Annotated in this window: 18 protein-coding genes; 5 read left to right on the top strand and 13 right to left on the bottom strand. The window is 57.7% G+C overall.

Annotation, left to right across the window (positions count from 1 at the left end):
* Positions 1-47 precede the first annotated feature (47 nt).
* The 3 genes from trxA to ACR3FE_RS14580 form a co-directional block, all read right to left on the bottom strand.
* Positions 48-389 carry a thioredoxin gene (gene trxA / locus ACR3FE_RS14590; protein ID WP_458207888.1) on the bottom strand — a complete coding sequence of 114 codons (342 nt, stop codon included), beginning with the start codon at positions 387-389 and terminating at the stop codon, positions 48-50.
* 128 nt (positions 390-517) lie between these two features.
* The gene (locus tag ACR3FE_RS14585; protein ID WP_458208183.1) at positions 518-913 is read right to left on the bottom strand and encodes a helix-turn-helix domain-containing protein; all 396 of its coding nucleotides are present in this window, start codon (positions 911-913) and stop codon (positions 518-520) included.
* 607 nt (positions 914-1,520) lie between these two features.
* Complete coding sequence (locus ACR3FE_RS14580) at positions 1,521-3,140, bottom strand: alpha-amylase family protein (protein ID WP_458207887.1); 1,620 nt, start codon at positions 3,138-3,140, stop codon at positions 1,521-1,523.
* A 331-nt stretch (positions 3,141-3,471) separates the two neighbouring features.
* Between ACR3FE_RS14580 and ACR3FE_RS14575 the strand changes: the two genes are divergently transcribed.
* The gene (locus ACR3FE_RS14575; protein ID WP_458207886.1) at positions 3,472-4,551 is read left to right on the top strand and encodes a DHH family phosphoesterase; all 1,080 of its coding nucleotides are present in this window, start codon (positions 3,472-3,474) and stop codon (positions 4,549-4,551) included.
* Between the two features lie 205 nt (positions 4,552-4,756).
* Positions 4,757-6,253: an amidase gene (locus ACR3FE_RS14570; RefSeq protein ID WP_458207885.1), complete on the top strand. Its 1,497-nt coding sequence runs from the start codon at positions 4,757-4,759 to the stop codon at positions 6,251-6,253.
* 118 nt (positions 6,254-6,371) lie between these two features.
* Here ACR3FE_RS14570 and ACR3FE_RS14565 read toward each other — a convergent pair whose 3' ends face one another.
* The 4 genes from ACR3FE_RS14565 to ACR3FE_RS14550 all read right to left on the bottom strand — a co-directional run bounded on the left by ACR3FE_RS14565 (position 6,372) and on the right by ACR3FE_RS14550 (position 10,333).
* Positions 6,372-7,757 carry an aspartate aminotransferase family protein gene (locus ACR3FE_RS14565; RefSeq protein ID WP_458207884.1) on the bottom strand — a complete coding sequence of 462 codons (1,386 nt, stop codon included), beginning with the start codon at positions 7,755-7,757 and terminating at the stop codon, positions 6,372-6,374.
* Positions 7,758-8,017: 260 nt separating this feature from the next.
* Entirely contained in the window at positions 8,018-8,266 is a 249-nt protein-coding gene (locus tag ACR3FE_RS14560; protein WP_458207883.1) for an acetyl-CoA carboxylase, read from the bottom strand.
* A 190-nt stretch (positions 8,267-8,456) separates the two neighbouring features.
* Positions 8,457-9,431 carry a 5-oxoprolinase subunit C family protein gene (locus ACR3FE_RS14555; protein ID WP_458207882.1) on the bottom strand — a complete coding sequence of 325 codons (975 nt, stop codon included), beginning with the start codon at positions 9,429-9,431 and terminating at the stop codon, positions 8,457-8,459.
* Positions 9,431-10,333, bottom strand: coding sequence for a 5-oxoprolinase subunit B family protein (locus ACR3FE_RS14550; protein ID WP_458207881.1), 903 nt, complete (start codon positions 10,331-10,333; stop codon positions 9,431-9,433). The genes ACR3FE_RS14555 and ACR3FE_RS14550 overlap by 1 nt, the downstream gene beginning before the upstream one ends.
* A 303-nt stretch (positions 10,334-10,636) precedes the next feature.
* On the opposite strand from ACR3FE_RS14550, the gene ACR3FE_RS14545 reads away from it, so the two are divergent.
* Entirely contained in the window at positions 10,637-11,980 is a 1,344-nt protein-coding gene (locus ACR3FE_RS14545; protein ID WP_458207880.1) for an acetyl-CoA carboxylase biotin carboxylase subunit, read from the top strand.
* 167 nt (positions 11,981-12,147) lie between these two features.
* Here the strand turns inward: ACR3FE_RS14545 and ACR3FE_RS14540 are convergent, their stop codons facing one another.
* The 4 genes from ACR3FE_RS14540 to ACR3FE_RS14525 all read right to left on the bottom strand — a co-directional run bounded on the left by ACR3FE_RS14540 (position 12,148) and on the right by ACR3FE_RS14525 (position 14,863).
* Positions 12,148-12,642 (bottom strand): Lrp/AsnC family transcriptional regulator, encoded by a 495-nt coding sequence (locus tag ACR3FE_RS14540; protein WP_458207879.1) that lies wholly within the window; start codon positions 12,640-12,642, stop codon positions 12,148-12,150.
* Positions 12,643-12,896: 254 nt separating this feature from the next.
* Positions 12,897-13,658 carry a LamB/YcsF family protein gene (locus ACR3FE_RS14535; protein ID WP_458207878.1) on the bottom strand — a complete coding sequence of 254 codons (762 nt, stop codon included), beginning with the start codon at positions 13,656-13,658 and terminating at the stop codon, positions 12,897-12,899.
* A gap of 148 nt (positions 13,659-13,806) precedes the next feature.
* Entirely contained in the window at positions 13,807-14,013 is a 207-nt protein-coding gene (locus tag ACR3FE_RS14530) for a hypothetical protein (RefSeq protein ID WP_458207877.1), read from the bottom strand.
* Positions 14,014-14,206: 193 nt separating this feature from the next.
* On the bottom strand, positions 14,207-14,863 hold the full coding sequence (locus ACR3FE_RS14525; protein WP_458207876.1) for a hypothetical protein: 657 nt from the start codon (positions 14,861-14,863) through the stop codon (positions 14,207-14,209).
* Positions 14,864-15,116: 253 nt separating this feature from the next.
* Here ACR3FE_RS14525 and ACR3FE_RS14520 point away from each other — a divergent pair, with 253 nt between their 5' ends.
* Both ACR3FE_RS14520 and ACR3FE_RS14515 read left to right on the top strand, forming a co-directional pair.
* On the top strand, positions 15,117-16,379 hold the full coding sequence (locus tag ACR3FE_RS14520; RefSeq protein ID WP_458207875.1) for a molybdopterin-dependent oxidoreductase: 1,263 nt from the start codon (positions 15,117-15,119) through the stop codon (positions 16,377-16,379).
* Positions 16,380-16,545: 166 nt separating this feature from the next.
* The gene (locus tag ACR3FE_RS14515) at positions 16,546-16,995 is read left to right on the top strand and encodes a DUF2243 domain-containing protein (RefSeq protein WP_458208181.1); all 450 of its coding nucleotides are present in this window, start codon (positions 16,546-16,548) and stop codon (positions 16,993-16,995) included.
* 165 nt (positions 16,996-17,160) lie between these two features.
* Here ACR3FE_RS14515 and ACR3FE_RS14510 read toward each other — a convergent pair whose 3' ends face one another.
* A complete protein-coding gene (locus ACR3FE_RS14510; RefSeq protein WP_458207874.1) occupies positions 17,161-18,420 on the bottom strand; it encodes a sulfite oxidase in 1,260 nt (419 codons plus the stop codon).
* 131 nt (positions 18,421-18,551) lie between these two features.
* Positions 18,552-19,352, bottom strand: a complete 801-nt coding sequence (locus ACR3FE_RS14505) for an aldo/keto reductase (RefSeq protein WP_458207873.1) — start codon at positions 19,350-19,352, stop codon at positions 18,552-18,554.
* Positions 19,353-19,635 lie beyond the last annotated feature (283 nt).

Genomic DNA, 19,635 nt, shown 5'->3' with positions numbered 1-19,635 from the left:
CTCCGTCTCACATCGATCGCTATGTGAAGAGAACGGAGATTCGTTCGTCAGTTTGCGACGCGGTCGATAAGATCGACGTACTGTTCTTTCCCGCGGACGCCCACCATGGTTTCCGCCACGTCACCGTCCACGAACAGAACAGTCGTGGGGACACCACGAACCTGGAACTGTCCGGCGAGTTTCTGATGCTGGTCGACGTCGACCTTCAGCACAGACGCGGGGGTCTCGGCGGCGAGATCCTCCACGATGGGTTCGAGCATATTGCAGGGGCCACACCAGTCGGCGTAGAAGTCGACGAAGACAATCTCGTTCTCGTCGATCTTCTGCTGGAAATCGTCGACACTTTCGACGTACTGAGGCTCGGTCGGAACCACTTCAGTTTCTGTCATCGACCAATCCTATGAAGCGGGAGGGTATAAGAGTTTTGTATTATACTCACAATACTACACAATAGTACCGTGGTGCTCGTACGCACGAAAAATGAGCCAGTGAGTCGATCTGTCGAGATAGTCGGCGCTCAAAGTCTCTCTTCGCTATCGTCTGCGTCATAACTCACGCGAAACTCCCCGATCAGTTCATCCATCTTCGCGTACCAATCGTTGAGCATTCGTTGCATCTCTCCTGCGATTTCGGTTGTCTCCTTCGGCTTATAGAGGTAGTAGTAACTTCCTTGTTCGTAGTTCACCTGCTCTTTTTCGATCAGTCCGTGCTCCAAGAGTCGTTGGACCGAACGATACGCAGTCGTGCGTTCTCGCTGGACGTGCTCTGCGATCTCGTCGACCGTCAACCCTTCCCTGGTTTCGGTCAGCAAGAGGAAACACTCCACATCGAGGCTCTTCAGCCCGTGCAGACACTCCAGGAGTCGCTCACACTCTATGTCCTGTTGCATATACTGGTGCATCGAATCGCCTATCGAGATAACACTACGATCCGAGCCCACAAAAGTAGTGTGTATATGGTGCAATGCTATAATAACCAGTTATTCGCGACGTTCGTCATTCTTCTACGGCAGGATAGCGTCATTCATCCGTGGCTAGCCAGAACGATACCCGACCGTTCAGATATTGCAGACAAAATCGGCGATCGGTCGAGGACCGACAGTTCCACTGGGTCGTTCATCTCTGTACCGAGTCGAGGGATACCAGGGAGGAATCGAGACCAGTGAGGAGTCGAGAGGGATACTCCGGCTTCGATGACCATTTTCGATGCGTACCGTCCAGGTCAAGGAAGCCGAGCCCCGATGATCGCAGTGAGTGTGGTGAACGCACAGCGACGCAGCGGTTGATTCGGGTTGGAGCGTCGCGCACATGGTGGGTGCTTCGGTACGACGCTCCGTTTCTACCCATGGCCGTTCCATACATTGTTATACGCCGCCTGAATGTGAAACGAATGTGGTGACTCACAGTGAGTGACAGGCTAGTCGAGCTGCCTGAACCAGGGAGGAGTGATCCTTACCTCGGCGAGCGATGCACCATGCGAATCGTCGCAATCGCGCTAGATGTCAGATTTCAGACCACCCACTATGGCCGGAACCAACAGTAGCCATACGGAGATAGCGAGACGTGCAGGTCGTCACCATCGACCCCGAACCGGGCGTCACCGAAGACTGGTATCGGATCGGCGTTCAGTGACAAAGTGTCTGTCGCCGTCTCGTCACCGAGATTGTGAACCGCGACTAAGGTATCGCCATCGAGCGAACTCGCGTGGGCGAACATAGCGGGATGGTTCGTGTCGAGGAGGGTGCAGTCCCCTCGAGCAAGTTCGGGGAACTCGTCGTGGGTTCGAATGAGGCGACTCGTCCAATTGAGCATGGAGTCCGGGTCGGCTCGCTGGTCGGCAACGTTCACTGCTTCGGGACCGAATTCCTCGTCCGAGACGAGTGGGCGAACGAGGTCGTCGGGGTCGGCGGTCGAAAAACCGGCGTTCTGTTCGTCGGACCACTGCATCGGCGTTCGAACCGCAAAGCGACCGGGTTGATCCAGATCCTCGCCCATCCCGATCTCGTCGCCGTAGACGACGATGGGAGTTCCTGGCAACGAGAACAGCAGACTGTAAGCGAGTTCGATTCGGTCGCGGTCGCCATCGAGGATGGGAGCGAGTCGACGACGGATGCCTCGATCGTAGATACGCATGTCCTCGTCGGGGCCGCACGCCTCGTACACGTCCACCTGCTCTGCCTCCGTGAGCGCCCCGATATTGAGTTCGTCCAGGTTCCGCAGGAAGTTCGCCCATCCAGCACCGTCGGGCGGGTCTGGGAGTTTTTCGAGCACCGAAGACAGTGGGGCGGACTCGCCGCGAGCCAGTGCGAGCACCAGGTGTGCATTGAGTTGGAAGTTCAGCAGGAGATGCATCTCGTCGCTGTCGCCGAAGTACTCCCCTAACTCGGCGGGAGGTCTATCGGCCTCCGCGAGGAGGACGGCGTCACTGCGCCGCTTGGAAACGAACTCGCGCATCTCCCGCAGGAAGCCGTGAGGGTCGTCCAGATGTCCCTCTTCCATACCCTTCGTCTGTGTGAGCAACCCTGCGGCATCGATGCGGAAGCCAGCGACACCAAGTTCCAGCCAGAACCCGAGTATCTTCTTGACTTCCTCGCGCACTGCGGGGTTGGCGACGTTCAGATCGGGCTGGAAGTTGTAGAACCGATGGTAGTAGTACGCGTCCGCCTGCTCGTCGTACGACCAGACGTGATCTTCCTCTCCTGGGAAGATAGGCCCGCGGTCGGGATGGAGATCGGGCTTTTCGTCCGCCCAGAGGTAGTAATCCCGGTACTTCGAGTCGGAGTCCTCTCGGGCTGCCTGAAACCACGGGTGCTGGTCGGACGTGTGGTTCACCACGAAGTCGACGACCACCCTAATACCACGTGACTCTGCCTCATGCACGAACTCCACGAAGTCACCGAGGGTTCCGAGTCGAGGATCCACCCCGTAGTAATCCATCACGTCGTAGCCGTTGTCACGACCAGGAGACGGATAGAACGGCAACAGCCAGATGCAGTTTACTCCCAGTCTGGAGAAGTAGTCGAGGCGCTCGGTGAGACCTTCGAAATCACCGATGCCGTCCCCGTCCATGTCCTGGAACGCCTTCAGATCCACCGAGTAGATGGTACCATCTTGGTACCACGAATGCTCTTTCTGTTGCACTTTTGCAACCAAGAAGAGTAAATAATAAAATCATGTGGCCAGAATACTACATTATATTTCGTGAGATACGTGGATCTATATCGAATAGTATCGATGAAATCCTCGGCGAGAGAGATTCGAGGAGTCGTGCAAGGTTGCAGGCGCTAGAATCCCGTCGTCTGTGCCAGTTCACCGTGGATAGAGAGTGTCCGACATCGCAGATCGTTGGTACCGTGATGATTCGATTTTGACCTCTTGGCAACAACGATTATATGGTTCGACCTCCTGTGCATGTTTCAAACAAACACTTTTCCTCAGTTCAGATACTGGACCAGCAGGAATCTCATCCATCATGTCCCAAACCGCACCAGAAGGCACGTTACTCGAAGAAACGAAACTAGACGCCTCGACCGAGGTGGAGGCGCTACTGGCCTGTCTCTCCGAAACATCCAGACTCGCCATCGTCTGTCACGACAACCCCGACCCGGATTGCTTGGCGAGTGCCCTCGCGCTCGAACGGTTCGCGAACGACGCAGACGTGGACGACGTCACGTTGGTGTACAGTGGCGATGTCTCTCACCAGCAGAACCGCGTATTCGTAAACAGCCTCGACATCGACCTAAAAACGTTCGACGAAGTCAACTTGGACGACTGCGACACCATCGCTCTCGTCGACAGTTCGATTCCAGGAGAGAACAACGGCTTACCCTCGGACGCGAACGTCGACATCGTCATCGACCACCATCCAGGGGAAGAACCCGACGCGGATTTCGTCACGAAACGAGAGGAAGCCAGCAGTACGACCACCATCCTCGTCGAATACCTCTACACGCTCGGTGTCAACCTCGACACCGACCTCGCGACTGCCATGTTGTTCGCGATTCGTCGAGAAACTCTCGACTTCATCCGCAATGTGACCGAGAAGGAGTATCTCGCAGGGCACTATCTGCATTCATCCGTGGATACAGACCTCCTGCGGAAGATGGACAATCCACCGCTTTCAGAGATAACGCTCGACGCCATCGGCACGGCAGTGCAGACTCGGACGGTACAGTCGGCGTATCTCGTCGCAAACGTCGGTCGAACCACCGAACGCGATGCACTCCCACAGGCGGCAGATTACCTGTTGAACCTGGAGGGTGTCGAAACCGTCCTCGTATTCGGCATCAACGAGGGCGAAATCGAGGTCAGCGCGCGCTCGACCGATTCGCGTGTCGATCTCGGAACGATCCTCGAAGACGTGTTCGGTGATCTCGGCGAGGCGGGCGGACACGACGATATGGCGGCGGCGAAGATTCCGATGGGTCTCTACGCGGACGCTTGCAATGGCGACAACGAAGAAGACCTCATCAAGATCACCGAGAATCTCATCGAACGACGATTCTTCGAGTATGCAGGATACGATGACGGAGACATCTCGAATGGGAAGTGAATCGGAATCCATCGTCGAGCAGCGAGGGAATCCCGGCCGTTAGGGCAGGCGGGATTCGCGTCCGCTCACCAACACAGTCCGTCGTGGAAGCAGGAACCCCCGTCTTCAAGGAGCGAACGGCGAAAACCACGACCGAGTAGGGTGGGGTAGTTCACCGAGTATAGCTATCACACTGGAGAGCGAACCGAGAAACCGAGTGGCAACCATGTTCAACCTACTGGAAGCGACGGTCGACGACGTTCATGAGGCCTACCAAACCGGCGAACTCACGTGTCGAGAACTCGTCGAGGCATACCTCGACCGTATCGAGGCGTACGACGAGAATGGACCTGAGATCAACGCGATAATCACCGTCAATCCCAACGCCACGGAGCGTGCGGACGAACTCGACGAGGCGTTCGAGGACGGTGGGTTCGTTGGCCCACTGCACGGTATCCCGTTCGTCGTGAAAGACCAGGTCGAGACGGCCGATATCACGACGACGTTCGGTTCGGAAGCCTTCGAGAACTACCAACCGGAACAGGATGCGACGCTCGTCGAACGTCTTCGAGATGCGGGTGCCGTCGTTTTGGCGAAGACGAACCTGCCGGATTGGGCGACCTCGTGGTTCGGCTACTCGTCTGTGAACGGCCGGACGAAGAACCCATACGCACCCGACCGCGACCCCGGTGGTTCGTCGAGTGGAACTGGAGCGGCAGTCGCGGCGAACTTCGGGACGGTCGGTATCGGCGAGGACACCGGTGGGTCGATTCGACTCCCTGCCGCGTACAACAACCTCTTCGGTATCCGGGTGACTCCCGGACTCATCAGTCGGGCGGGCATGTCACCACTCGTGGCGTCACAGGACACGCCCGGTCCGATGGCACGATCGGCGAAAGAACTCGCGACGGTTCTCGACGTTGCAGTCGGATACGACCCCGAGGACGAGTACACGACGGCGACGGAGCTCACAGACGACGCTGGAACGTACGTCGAAAATCTCGACGAAGATGCACTCGACGGGGCTCGAATCGGCGTCCTGCGGGATGCTTTCGGTTCCGAAGACGACCCGGAAAGCGAACCAGTAACGCGACTGGTCGACGCGGCGGTCGAGACGATGGCCGCGGCTGGAGCCGAAATCGTCGATCCGGTCAGCATCCACCATCTGGAGGAGCACCTCGATGCGACGTCGCTATACATCCTGCAGTCCAAGCGGGATCTGACCGACTTTTTAGCGTCTCGCCAGGGCGCACCGGTCGATTCCGTCGACGAGCTATATGACGCGGGTCAGTATCACGAGCTACTCGATCTATTTGTCGGTATCGCAGAAGAGGGCCCTGACGACCCGGAGGACGCCCCCGACTACTGGAAAAGTGTCGCGGCACAATCGGCGTTCCAGCGCGACGTTCTGAGCGTCTACGCCGAACACGATCTCGACGTACTCCTTTGTCCCGACGCACAAGTCCTCCCACCGACCGCGGAAGCCATCGAAGGCGGCGAACTCGATACGTTGACGTTTCCGACGAACACGGTCATCGCCTCACAGTCGGGTCTCTGTGCCATCTCTGTCCCGGCGGGATTGACGGACGACGGCCTTCCCGTCGGAGTCGAACTCCTCGGAAAACCGTACGATGAAACGACGCTGCTGACGTTGGCATACGCATTCGAGCAGAAAGCCGACCCGCGGGAGCCGCCCGAGACCACCCCGTCCCTCGAGGAGTGACTGACCGGCGGCCGATCGACTCGGCGATACTCCGTTTCCTCGTGGCTGGATTCGGTACGCCTCACCCCGGCGAGACACGACTCGACGTCTGATAACGAACGGCGTCCTGTGTCCGAAATCAGGCGACTGACGCGCGTTCGTTGGTCTCTGCCTCGATAGCGTCGACGACGATGTCCATGCCAACCTCGGCCTGTGTTTCGGTGAGGACGAGCGGCGGCAGGAGACGCAAGACGTTCCCGTACTGGCCGGCTTTCCAGACGAGAACGCCGTTCTCGTAACACCGCCGTTGGACGCCTTTTACGATGTCGCCTGCGTTCTGGACGTTACCGTCGTCGTCGACGAACTCAGCGCCGACAAAGAGACCTTCCCCGCGCACGTCGGCGAGATGCGAATTGGCAGTGCCGACCTCGCTGAGTCGACGCTGGATGTACTCGCCCAGTTCGCAGGCGTGGGCGAGCAGATCGTGAGACTCGATGTACTCGATAGAACGGAGGCCTGCCGTCATCGCGGGGACGTGTCCGCGGTACGTCCCCGCGTGGTCTCCCGACCCCCACGTGTCGAGGTCCTCGTGGTAGATGGTCGCCGAGAGCGGGAGACCGATACCGCCGAGCGCTTTGGCCGTGGTGACGACGTCGGGCGTGACGTCAAAGTGGTTGCTTCCCCACCACTCGCCGGTGCGACCGAGACCCGCCTGGATCTCGTCGACGACGAGCGGAATCTCTGCTTCGTCGGCGATATCACGAAGGCCGGAGAAGAATCCCTGTGGCGGGACGACGATACCACCCTCGCCCTGGATGGGTTCGACGAAGATACCAGCCGGATTCGGAAGGCCACCGTACGGTTCCAACACGGTCGCACGAACTTCTGCGAGCGCGTCTTCGACGGCTTCCTCGGGGTCTTTCTGCTGCTGGAAGGGGTATGGATAAGGGGCGTGAACGACGTCTGGGAGGAGCGGCGTGTACGCTTCCTTGAATTTCTTGTTGGCCGTGAGGCTCATCGCGCCGCTCGTCGCGCCGTGGTAGGCATTCCGGAACGCGACCAACCCGTTACCGTCGGTGTTGTATTTGGCGAGTTTGATGGCAGCCTCGATGGCGTCACTGCCTGTCGGCCCGCCAAAGACGACCTTGCTGTTGCCAGCGAGGTTCCCTGGCGCTATCTCGTCGAGTTTCTCGATGAGTTCGAGACGGGCCTCGGTGGGAAAATCCACAGTGTGAACCAGTTTGTCCGCTTGCTCGTGCATCGCTTCCATCACGTAAGGGTTCGAGTGGCCGACGTTGAGGACACCGATGCCTGCGAAGAAGTCGAGGTAGGTGTTGCCATCGACGTCGCGGATGGTTGCACCTTTCGCCTCTTCGAAGGCGATGGGGATGTTCTCCGGATAGGCGACGGCAGCACTGTCTATCTCGCGCTGTTTCTGCAGCATCCTTCTCGTCTTCGGCCCGGGTATGCTCCCGACGTCCGGCGCGCCGTCGAAGTGAATTTCGTGAATGGTCGGCCCAACCATACGTGGCTACAGGGAATCGAACAGTAAATAGCTTCACTCGATGAAAGTAGAACGTAGTACAAGAATTTGGTATTGAATTAAATTAAATTCGTGAAATTGATATTCGCCCGAGCGGCCAACACACAATCTCTTTGGTTGCACGCGTAGGGAGGTATTCCGAAACAGTGTGGATTCCAGATATCGGTCGATCTGACGGACGCGCCAGTCCTATCGACGATAGTCGGATCGACCGCCGCTAGAAAGAGAAAGCGGAGATAGAATCACTCGACTTCGAGTTCGACGAGGTCATCGCCAGTGTCGACTTCTGCTTCGTTCTCTGCAAGAAAATTCGTCACGGTTCCGGCTTCATCCGCCTCGATGTCGTGAAAGTTCTTCATCACGCCAACGAGGCCGACGACCTCACCTGCTTCGACCGAGTCGCCTTCCTCCACGAACGGCGGGTCCTCTGGGTCAGATCGTCGGTAGAAGACGCCCGGCATCGGGGACGTAATGGTGGTTTTTTCTGCCATTGTCTCACTCGTTGGTAGCACCGGGAACTTGTATATAGTTTTCCCATAGCATTGTATCAGAGTCAATATATTCGGGGATTTCCCGATTCGAATACTATTTTTTGATTCGCTTTCGACTAGTGTTTGAGAACGTCGAGAAGGATGTCACGCTCGGCAGCGGTCGAAAATGGGCTCGATTCGAAGCCGACTGCTACCCCGAAAGCGACGTCCGAATCTTCTCGAGAGTGTCGTCGCTCTCCGCACGGGCCTCGACTGCCTCGTCGACGTCGACTGCCTCGAAGGTGATGGTCTGGTGGGTTCGAATCTGAGCCAGTGACCCCCGGTCGATGCTGATAACCGTCCCCACGGTCGCGTAGCCGCCACCAGTGACGGCATCACGCATGAGAACGATCGGTTGACCAGCCATCTGGATGGAGCCAACGGGATAGCCCAGGTCGACCACGTTCGTGGGGTCGGGTCCCGCACCGAAGGGCTGTTCGCGCTCCTCGAACATCGGTTCGATTTCCTCCCCTTCCAGGCGGTAGCCGACACGGTTCGCTTCGTCGCTAACCTTCCATTCGGAACCGAGGAACCGTTCTCTGCCCTCGTCGGTCAGCCGATAGTCACACAGTCCCATCACGACACGAATCGTGTCGTTGTTGGCGTAGTCTGGAACGTACTCGTCATCGACCTGTGCGCCCAACAGATCAGTTCCATCGTCGGAACTTCCGATCGGTAGCTCGTCGCCCGCTTCCAATTCTCTCCCCTCGTGTCCGCCGATGCCGATGAGGGTGTATGTCGACCGACTGCCCATTATTTTCGACACATCGATGCCACCAGCGACTGCGAGATACGAACGGACGCCTTCGGTAGCGAACTCGCAAGAGAGAACAGTTCCAGCCTCGACCTGTACGGTCGACCACTGAGGCATGGGGTCGCCGTTCAGTTTCGGGGACATGTCGGCACCGGTGATGGCGACGACGGCGTCCTCAGTGAACTCTACGTCCGTCCCGCCGTAGGTCATTTCCAGCGTGGCCGCCTCCTCGTCGTTGCCGACCAGGTAGTTGGCGACCTTGTGTGAGTACTGGTCCATCGCGCCAGACGGCGGCATCCCGATGTGATAGTTTCCGTATCGGCCGGTATCCTGAACCGTCGTCGAAAGCCCCGGTTCGAGTACTTGTATCATCAGTGTAGCACCCCCACGATCTCCTCATTGTACTGTCGGGGATGTTCGAAAAACTCCTCGGGTTTGAAGTCGATGTGGCCGATGTCGTACACGTAGGTTCCATCTTCGACCTCGTTGCGAATCTCGTCGTACTCGCCCCGGTCTATCTTTCGGAAGTTGAGAATGTCACCAGGGTTCGGCAACACCATCGACTCCTCGAAGTCCGCGAGTTCCTGTTCGACGTCGAGTACCTCGATGGGCGTCCGACCGAACAACTGGTAGCCCCCTGCACCTTTGACGGGGTAGATCGCCGTGAACGCACCGCCATATCCGACCGCCCGACTCGGCGTGGCAGTTCGAGGTTGGACGTACTTCGGCACCTCTATCTGCTCGTCCCGAGGCACCATCTGGAACGTCCACGGCAGACCGGGGACGAACCCGACCATCGTGACCATGTGTGGGGCACCGGCGTGGGCGCTGATGAAGTCCTCGGTAGATTCGAAGTCGTTGATGCGTGCAGAGTACTCCAGATCGGTCGCGTCGGGGTCTTGGTGTCGGTCGCGGAACTGCATCAGGGTCTCGTGTGTCCACGGGTCGTCGTAGAGGACGGGCACATCGATGACACGAGCTTCCCACGTGTACTCGGTGAGGTCGATTTCGTCTTCGAGCTGTTTGAGGTCGTCGATGAGGTCGTCGGGGTTCAGTTCGGACGGGTCGAAATGGAGCATGTAGGACGCGTTTGCCGGTGCGATCTCGATGATTCCAGCTGGGTCTCGTTTCCGAAGCTCCTGCGTGATGGCCTGGGCTTTGAAGTTGGCGTCGAAGCTCATCTCCTCGGAGAGTTCGACGAACACGTAGTCGTCTCCTCCGTACCCGTATCGAGGCGAAGATAGCTCCTGTCGTTCTATGACAATGTTGGACATGGTGGGCGTATTCACGGTTTCACATTCAGCGATTTATAGATGCCGGTGATTCACTAGGTTCATCCGCGTTAAATGGGATAATATACGAATACACCATAATTACTAGAACTCAGTTCGAATTCATACCTGCCGTTCGAAGTGACTTCGCCACTCATGGGAGAACTACCGGGGCACGTCAGTCCGAGTTCTGACGACCGGCTGATGTGTTCGTCTATCGTTCCAGTTCTTCGCCTCTATTGGAATTGCATTCGACATTTCCGTGCACCGCAAGAGTATTATCCTAAATAGTTCCATACCTTGACTGTGTTTGACAAAGTACTGGTCGCCAACCGCGGTGAGATCGCCGTTCGCGTCGTTCAGGCGTGTCGGGAACTCGGCATCGACACCGTCGCTATCTACAGTGACACGGACGAGAACGCCAAGCACGTCCGCCTCGCGGACGAGGCCTATCACGTCGGAGAGTCGGTCGCACGCAAGAGTTACCTCAATCAGGAGGCTATCATCGACGCCGCACGTGAGGCTTCTGTCGACGCCATCCATCCCGGCTACGGCTTCCTCGCAGAGAGTGCTGAGTTCGCGGCGAACGTCGAGGCGAGTGATTTCGCGTGGGTCGGCCCGCCGAGCGACATCATGAGCGATTTTGGCGAAAAGACTCGAGCACGAAAGATAATGCGACAGGCCGACGTCCCTCTCGTCCCCGGGACGACCGACCCGGTCGAAAGCACCGACGAGATACGCGAGTTTGCTGCAGAACACGGCTACCCGGTCGCTATCAAGGCCGACGGTGGCGGCGGGGGACGCGGACTCAAGGTCGTCCAAAACGAAGACCAGGTCGAAGAGCAGTTTCAGAATGCTCAGCGTGAGGGCGAGGCGTACTTCGACAATTCGAACGTCTACGTCGAGCGATTTCTCGAGAACCCACGTCATATCGAGGTACAGATACTCGCCGACCGCCACGGAAACGTCAGGCACCTCACCGAGCGCGACTGCTCGACCCAGCGCCGACAGCAGAAGCTCATCGAGGAGACGCCCAGCCCGGTTCTCGACGAGGAAACGCGCATCGAGGTGTGGGACGCGGCCCGGCGGGGAGTTGCAGAGGCGGACTACGTCAACGCCGGGACGGTAGAGTTCCTCTACGAGGACGGCGCATTCTACTTCCTCGAAGTGAACGCACGCATTCAGGTCGAACACACGATCACGGAGGTCGTCACTGGCATCGATCTCGTAAAGTGGCAACTCCGTATCGCCGCAGGCGAGGAGATCTCGTTCGCACAGGATGACGTCGAACCCAGAGGATCGGCCATCGAGTTCCGTATCAACGCCGAGGATCCGAGCGATGACTTCTCGCCGATGCCGGGCGAGGTCACGACGTACCGACCACCACGAGGAATCGGAACGCGAATCGACGATGGCGTGGACGAGGGTGACCGAATCGCTCCCTTCTACGACTCGATGTTCGCGAAGTTCGTCGTGCACGGCGAGAACCGGGAGGAGGCGATTCGTCGGGGGCGACGCGCTCTCGAAGAGGCCGACGTTCGGGGCGTTCCTACTACCATCCCCTTCCACAAACAAGTACTCACCGACGAGACGTTCGTCGACGCCGAACATACCACCAAGTACGTCGACGAAGCGTTGACCATCGAATAGTGACCCCCACTTCGAACGGTACCATCGGAGTGGAACCCACAGAACTTCACGGCGAACCCTTCAGGATCATTCGGAAGACGCCCAGTCTTCCGTGCTGACGCCCTTAGCGTCACGAACAACGTGACTCCGATGCGGTTCATCTCATGTCGTTTCTGCAGGGGGGCCGTTCACACTCCGTCGTCGGTGCCGATGTCGATGAGCGTCTCGAGTTCGAAATCCCGGAGGGGTGCAAACTCGTTTTTGATGGTGGAGATAACGAATCGGGAACTCGTTCGTTCGACTTCGTCGATGCGTTCGTACTCCCGAATCAACGCTTCGACCATCTCTCGTTCTGCCACGTGTGCGATGACGATGAAGTCTGTGTCCCCCATGGTGAAATACACCTGATTCACGCCCTCGATGTCGCTTAGCTTCTCACCGACGGTTTCCTGATATCCTTCGTCGTAGCGAGCCGTTACCTCCGAAATGACCGTCAGGTTCAGGCCCACCGCTTCGAGATCGATGTTGTACAGGTCGTCTTCGATGACTCCCTGTTCCCGAAGCTTTTCCACGCGATAGTGGACGGTCGATTTCGGGATTCCCGTCTCCGAAGTGATCGACTTTGGACTCGGTTCACCCAGGTCGGAGATTGCTTTTAAAATCTCGATGTCTCGTCTGTCCATTGTTGGATTAGATCCAATGGATTGGTATAAAGTCCAGTGCTACGAGACTCAGCAATACGTCGGGACGCCTCGAAACACTCTGGTGGGTTGCAGGCCACACGGTGGGAGGCTAGATCGGCAACGACACCACGCCCACACAGGTCTTCGACGAACAGAATGTCTCACCGACCATCGATAACGACGATATCGAGTTCCTCGGTCGGTGGCACCTACCGGGTCGTTCGATTTCGAACACCAGACGAGGGGGAAGAGAATCAGGCGATTTCGTCGAGTGGTGCGAGCTCGATGTCGTGTTCTTCGACCCGTTCGTGGATGGCCTCCAACATCTCGACAGCGTTCGGACTGTCCCCGTGGATGCAGATACTCTCTGCAGGGACGTCTATCGTTTCACCGTTTGCCGCCTCGACTTCGCCATCGGTCGCGATGCTGACGAACCGGCTGGCGACGAGTTCCGGGTCGGGTGCTTCCTTCTCCTGTTCGACGATGAGGCTTCGATCCGAGCGATAGTCGAGGTCGACGTACCCCTCGAAGACGGCGCGCAGGTCGTCGTACTCTTCGGTGATCTCGTAGATATTCATATCCGTCGCGAGGTAGATTAGATCATCGTCGACGTCGAGGATGCCCTCCATGACCGCACGAGCGTGGTCGCTGCTCTCCGAGAGCATCGAGTACATCGCACCGTGGGGTTTCACGTGCTGGAGCGTAACTCCGTGCTGGTCTGCGAACGCCCGGAGCGCCCCAAGCTGGTAGACGACGTAATCTCTGACCTCCTCTGGCGAGGCGGCCATCGTTCGCCGTCCGAACCCCATCTTGTCCGGGAGGCCAGGATGGATACCGACACCGACGTCGTGTTCGGCCGCGAGCGCCACCGTTTCACGCATCACGTGCGGATCACCCGCGTGATACCCACCGGCGATGTTCGCAGAGGTGATGTAGGGCATTACCGCTTCGTCGTTGCCCATGCTCCAGTTGCCGAAACTCTCCCCCATATCACAGTTGATATCGATCGATACCATTCGTCTCGACGATTGGTGGGAGCCGAATTATAGGTTGTGGGGAGGGCAGACCGGCGGACGGATAACCTCGGGATTCTGCTTCTATCTCGTGGCGACGTCGAATCCGGTTCCAGGGTCGAGTCCGTCGAGTGCCGCAACCGCCGACGAGTTATCGATTGCCGGTCAAGACGAGAATCAGACCGAAAACGACGCCGATTCCGATGAGGATGGCACCGCTCATACCGTAGAGCTTTGCTGGGCTGTACTGGAACTGGTCGCCATACTTGACGATAGCCGCAGATAGCAGGAGTGTGAGCCCCGAACCGGTCAGTACTGTTGCAGGATCGAATCCAGCTGGACTACTAAAATCAGTCACAAATTCGATATTCACAGAACCCGGATAGAACTGGTGCTTGCAAACGAAGGTCTTCTTGCCACGGCTGAATCTTCGAACGTCACTGTTCTGGTGGGAGTGCTGTAGGAGGAGAACGAAGAAGATGACGGTACTCTTTCAAACCTGGTAAATTAGCTCACGATCGAATGAAAAAGAGGGTGTGCGATAGGAAGCATTAGACGGGCGCACCCTCGGATGGGGTCTGGGCGGTGGGCTTGAATCGCATCAGAGCCACACCGAACCAGAGAGTCCACAGACCCATTACGATCGTCGACACCACCCAGACGATTCCAGCCAGCGCGAACCCGAGCCCCAACCCGAGAACGAACCCGGCGATGGCGACGATTCCTGCTCCGGCACCGACCCACGATGCCCACGTAGGCATCGCCTCAGAGGCGCTTCGGGCCTCGTTACCTGCGATTATGGCGATCGCCAGTGCCAGGAAGACGAACGCTGCGCCATGTGCGTCAGCGAAGGGCTCCCACATTTCGAACGTTGCCGTGTCCCCCGCCACGGCAGCCGTAGTGATCACGGTAGCCTCGGCCACAGCAGCAGTCGTGACCCACAGTGCACCGACGACTAGCACGGCCCACGCAGAAAGTAGCCACCAGTTCTGGGTGAGACGTGATTCAGTCGTCAGCATGATCAACCCCGCTATCGTGAACACGGCGAGACCGATCGCTGTTGCCCAGTGTGCTGCCATCCACCGAGTTGGCTCTTCAGCGATGGTCGCGATAAACTCGCCCTGGTCAGGGGACGGTGGCGGATGCAGAACGATTCCCACTACCAAAAGAAAGGAGCCGACTGCAAGCCAGGCTCCACCAAGCCGCATCCTCGTGTCGATGTCTGACCTCGATCGGCTAACTGTCTTTTCATCTATCGTTGCCATAGTGTCCTCTGTCGCGTCCATCTCGACGTTCCCCGTCTACCCCCAGTGCCTCGCAGTGAACGCTAGTTGATGCTTGAATGCGCTCCTTGTTAACTGTTATCACACTACAGGTGATGGAGGACGAATCACCCACGAAGACCATCAAGATTGCACATTGCCGGAACGGTTTTGCTGACAGTGGTTGTGAACGAGACACATGGGGGAGAGTAATCGATCCGATACACGGAGGGCGGAGATAGAGGCCATCCTCGAACACAAGCCTGGAACACGAGAGGTTCGTGACGAGGACGACCGATACACCGTGGTGGGAGCGGCGAGCAGGCAGACGTTCGCTGATTGGCTGACGCCGGTCGAGGAACACTTCGTCTGTCACCGAAACGACATCCCGGACACTGACGCAGAGACGTGGCAGATTCAGATCACGGGATTCGACGACGACGCGACCATCTCGATGGACACGTTGCGGGAGTCATACCCGACGGTCGCTGTCGCACATACCATGGAGTGTGCTGGAAACAACCGTGGTCAACACGACCCGGAAACCGGGAGTGTCCAGTGGGGGTGGGACGCGGTTGCGACAGCGGTCTGGACCGGAACCCCGGTGCGGGCGGTGCTCGATGACTGTGGTCTCGACGTGAACGACGACTCGAACCGTTGGCTCACTATCGTCGGTGGTGACCCACCTGCCGATGGCGATGTGTACGTGAAATCCATTCCACTGGCGAAGGCGCTCGATGACTGCATCCTCGCCTACGAGATGAATGGTCAGCCACTTCCACCAGAGCACGGTTTCCCGGTCAGACTCGTCGTCCCCGGCTGGTACGGGACGAACAGCGTCAAATGGGTCGACGAACTTCGAATCACGGAGACGATGGTCACGGACGCGACGTTCGAAGACGACGACGAGGGACGAACCTACACCTACTGGCAGCACACTGCCTACCGTATCCATCCAACGGATGTCGAGCCGGACGTCGAGGAGACGGTCTCGACGGCGGATACGTGGGAGCAGATCGTCGGCGACGTCGCGTATCCGTACACGTTCGACGAGAACGTTATGTCACTCATCGGCGATCCTGACGGCGAATCTCCAGTCACGCCCGACGAGAACGGACAGATCGAGATTCAGGGTGTCGCATGGGCGGGGGACGACCGCGTCACTCGCGTCGAGGTATCGACTGACGATGGTGATTCGTGGGACGACGCCGACCTCTATGGGCCAGATTACGATGGTGCATGGCGCTTGTTCACGTACACGTGGGAGGTAGACCGGATTCCCGAGGACACGGTCACACTACACTCACGAGCGACTGACGAGAACGGTCGAACCCAGCCCGCCCGTATCGCAGTCCTCGATGACTGGAACGATGTTCCCGATGACGTCTATCCGTGGAACGAAGGCGGATATTCGGCGAACGCCTACCGACCGAACGGGGTTCAGATACAGATCAACTTGTAGGTTAGATGGATGAAAATTCACGCTTTTGAAGCGCCTGCGTATACAATCCAACTGGCTAAGGAAGGTGGCGTCTGAGTCATAGAGGACTGTGAACGAACCAGCGAACGCTACTTTCGGCCAGTCACGAGAAACGGTCGATGGGGTAACTCGGCGCGCACTCCTCGCAATGGGGATTTTCGGGTTCGGGTTCAGTGGACTCATCGACGTTCTGGTACTACACCACGTCCTCCAGTGGCACCACCTTCTCTCCGGAATCTATCCGATGAGTTCACTCGATGGACTCAGGACGAATATTCGTGCAGACGGTCTGTTTTCGATCACGATGCTGACTATCATGTGCGTCGGCGGGGGTCTCTTGTGGCAATCCGAGCGGCGTACCGACGTTCCACTCGCCATGCGGCCATTGGTTGGGAGCGCAATAATCGGACTCGGCGTCTTCGACCTCTACGATGTCATCGTCGACCACGTAATCCTCGGCCTACATCAACCACTGTCGCAGGGTGGGTACTATAACTTACACTGGGCCGTGGTGAGCCTGCTCATCGTCGTCGCTGGCATCTACATCTATCAGACAGCGACACACGCTCGGAATGACGAGACGGGTGAAATCTGGTAGATGTTCCAGTTCGTCCCGCTTCACGGGGTCGCGTCGACCCCGGTACCACACTGGCTAATACTGATCGTCGCCGTCCTCGGTATGTGGCTCGTTATCGGTCTGGGCGTTGCGGTGGGAGATAGACTACTCGAACGAATTTGAGTGACGAAAGACACGAAATACCGTTCACCCCTGTACGGTCACGGAAACGCCGAATGGAACGTAGGCATTGTTGCCATATCCTTTCTGATTCCATGGATACTCCGTTCCTTCTATCCCGCGAAGTCCTGCTTCAGGATCCGAGATCGTCGCGGGCTGACTCCGTCCGCATTCGTCTGTTGCCCGCGACAAGAGCGTTTTTTCACCCGGTTCGGCATCCCAGACGTATCGAAACTTCCGAACGGCGTGCTGACCGAGATCGGGGCCGACGAACTCCGCTTCGTGCCACGTCTGCCCACCGTCGACCGAGATCTCGACGCGTTCGACGTCATCCTCACCAGCCCACGCAATCCCCGTGATTTCCAGCCGCTCGTCCGAGGACAGAGCGAGTTCGGCATCGTCCGTCGGCGAAGTAATGAGTGATTTGACGAGCTGATCGAAGAGATACGCGTTCCGAATCTCGTCTGGCGACTGCATCTGGTCGTCGGTGCCAAAGATATCGACCGACGCGTACCGTTCCGGTTCGTCGTCCTGTGCTGGAAGGATTCGATAAGAAGATTGCTGATACGTCGTATAATCACGACCGTTTTTCGATGTCCATTCGTCACCAAACACCATCGTGTCCATCACGTGCATTCGTTCGACCCACTTGACGCTGTTATTCCCGAACCAACCAGGGACGAGCAGTCGAACGGGATGGCCGTGTTCCGCAGTTAGCGGTTCCCCGTTCATCTCGTAGGCTAACAAACAGTCGTTCAGAATCTTCGACATCGGAATCGACCGGCAGAACACGTCTTCGTCGTCGATCGCTTCGCCACCCATCACAGACAACCAGAGCCCGTCGTCGGTAGCGGCATCGTACTCGTCGAGAATCTCTCGCACGGGTGTCCCCGTCCAGATTGCATTGCCGATTGCCCCGTCCGTCCATTGGTCGCCTTCGGCTTCTGGAGTGAAGAACGCACGTCCGTTCCCCGAACACTCCATCATGTGGACGACGGATTCGGTGTCGTAGTCGTGTTCGATCTCGTCCATCGCCAGTTCGACCTCGTCAGCCACCATCCCTGTGAGCGACACTGACCACTCTCGCTCGTCTATTTCGGGAGTTCGATGGTGGTTCCGAATGTAATGCTCCTCACGCGGCGTCAGATACGTTTCGAGGTGGCTTCGAGACGCAGTCTGCGCGTTTTTCGGATCGGAAGACAACAATTCCAAACCCGGATACCGGTCGCTGAACGGAGCATCCCGATTTTTGGGCGTGTCAGTCTCGTTTTGCTCAGGTGATGTCATCGGTGGGCACTACCTTTCGGGGCTGTCGACTCCTTTCCTGTGGCTGAGAATGCAACGTCGATCGTCTGGAATCGATTAACCGGCTCCGGTGAAATTAGTCTGCTACCCCCTATCTTCAGACATTGTGGAGACTACTGATTCCACGGTGCATCGTAGGGGTCGACGATGCGTTCTTCACGCTCGATACTATCTATCGTCGCCACATCCTCGTTGTCCAGTTCTATCTTCCGTGCTTCGAAGTTGTCCTGCAGGTGTTCTTCGCTCGCCGTCTTCGGGATGGCGGCGACGTTCTCCTTCGCGGCAAACCACGCAAGCGACACCTGGTAGGGTGTCGCGTCGTGCTTCTCTGCTACCTCTCGAATCTCGTCTACGTCGGTCACTTTACCCCTCGCGACCGGTGAATAGGCGACCAACCAGTGGTCGTGGTTGCGGGCGTACTCCTGTAACTCCGCTTGCTGGAGCAGCGGATGCATCTCGACCTGATGCGCGAAGATCGGTGCATCGAGGGTTTCACGAGCCGTATCGAGCTGGCTTGGTGTGAAATTACTCAAGCCGACGTGGTCTATCGTCCCGTCGTCGGACAGTTCGTCGAACGCCGCTAGTGTATCCTCGGCGTCGTAGGTGTCTCGCGGCCAATGGACGTAGAGCAGCTCCAAATTATCGACACCGAGTTTGTCGAGACTCTCCTCAGTGCTGGAGAGCACGTCGTCGTACGCGAGATTATCGTCCCAGACCTTCGTCGCCAGGAATACGTCCTCCCGGTCGACGTCGGCCTGTTCGATTCCGTCACCGACGTACGCCTCGTTGTCATACTCCTGGGCGGTGTCGACGTGACGGTACCCCATCTCCAGTGCGGTGGCGACGATGTCTGCACAGTGTTCCGGGTCGGTGTTGTCGTAGGTGCCGAGACCGATTCGCGGAAGGTCGTCCATACTGGTGTGTGTGCTGGGGCACTTGTGAAAGATGTGGCCGCCACGTTGTCATTCGAATTTTCGTGATGAACGAACCAGCCGTTCACTATTTTTCGAGTGAGCGGACTCTCCTCTATATCGATACCGACACGAACGGTTCGATTCCGGTTTTTTACCGGTGTGAACCACAGTCGGCATGATCGTGTATATTCCGGATGATCAGGCTACCCATTCGATGTATCTGTCGTGGCGCTCTCTGAAAGTCGGTCTTTTTCAAAAGGAGTGACAGTACGGAGGTGATGGT

This window comes from Haladaptatus rarus (assembly GCF_054177585.1).
Note: the sequence above shows the minus strand (reverse complement) of the source record. Positions and strands in the feature narration are given on the sequence as shown.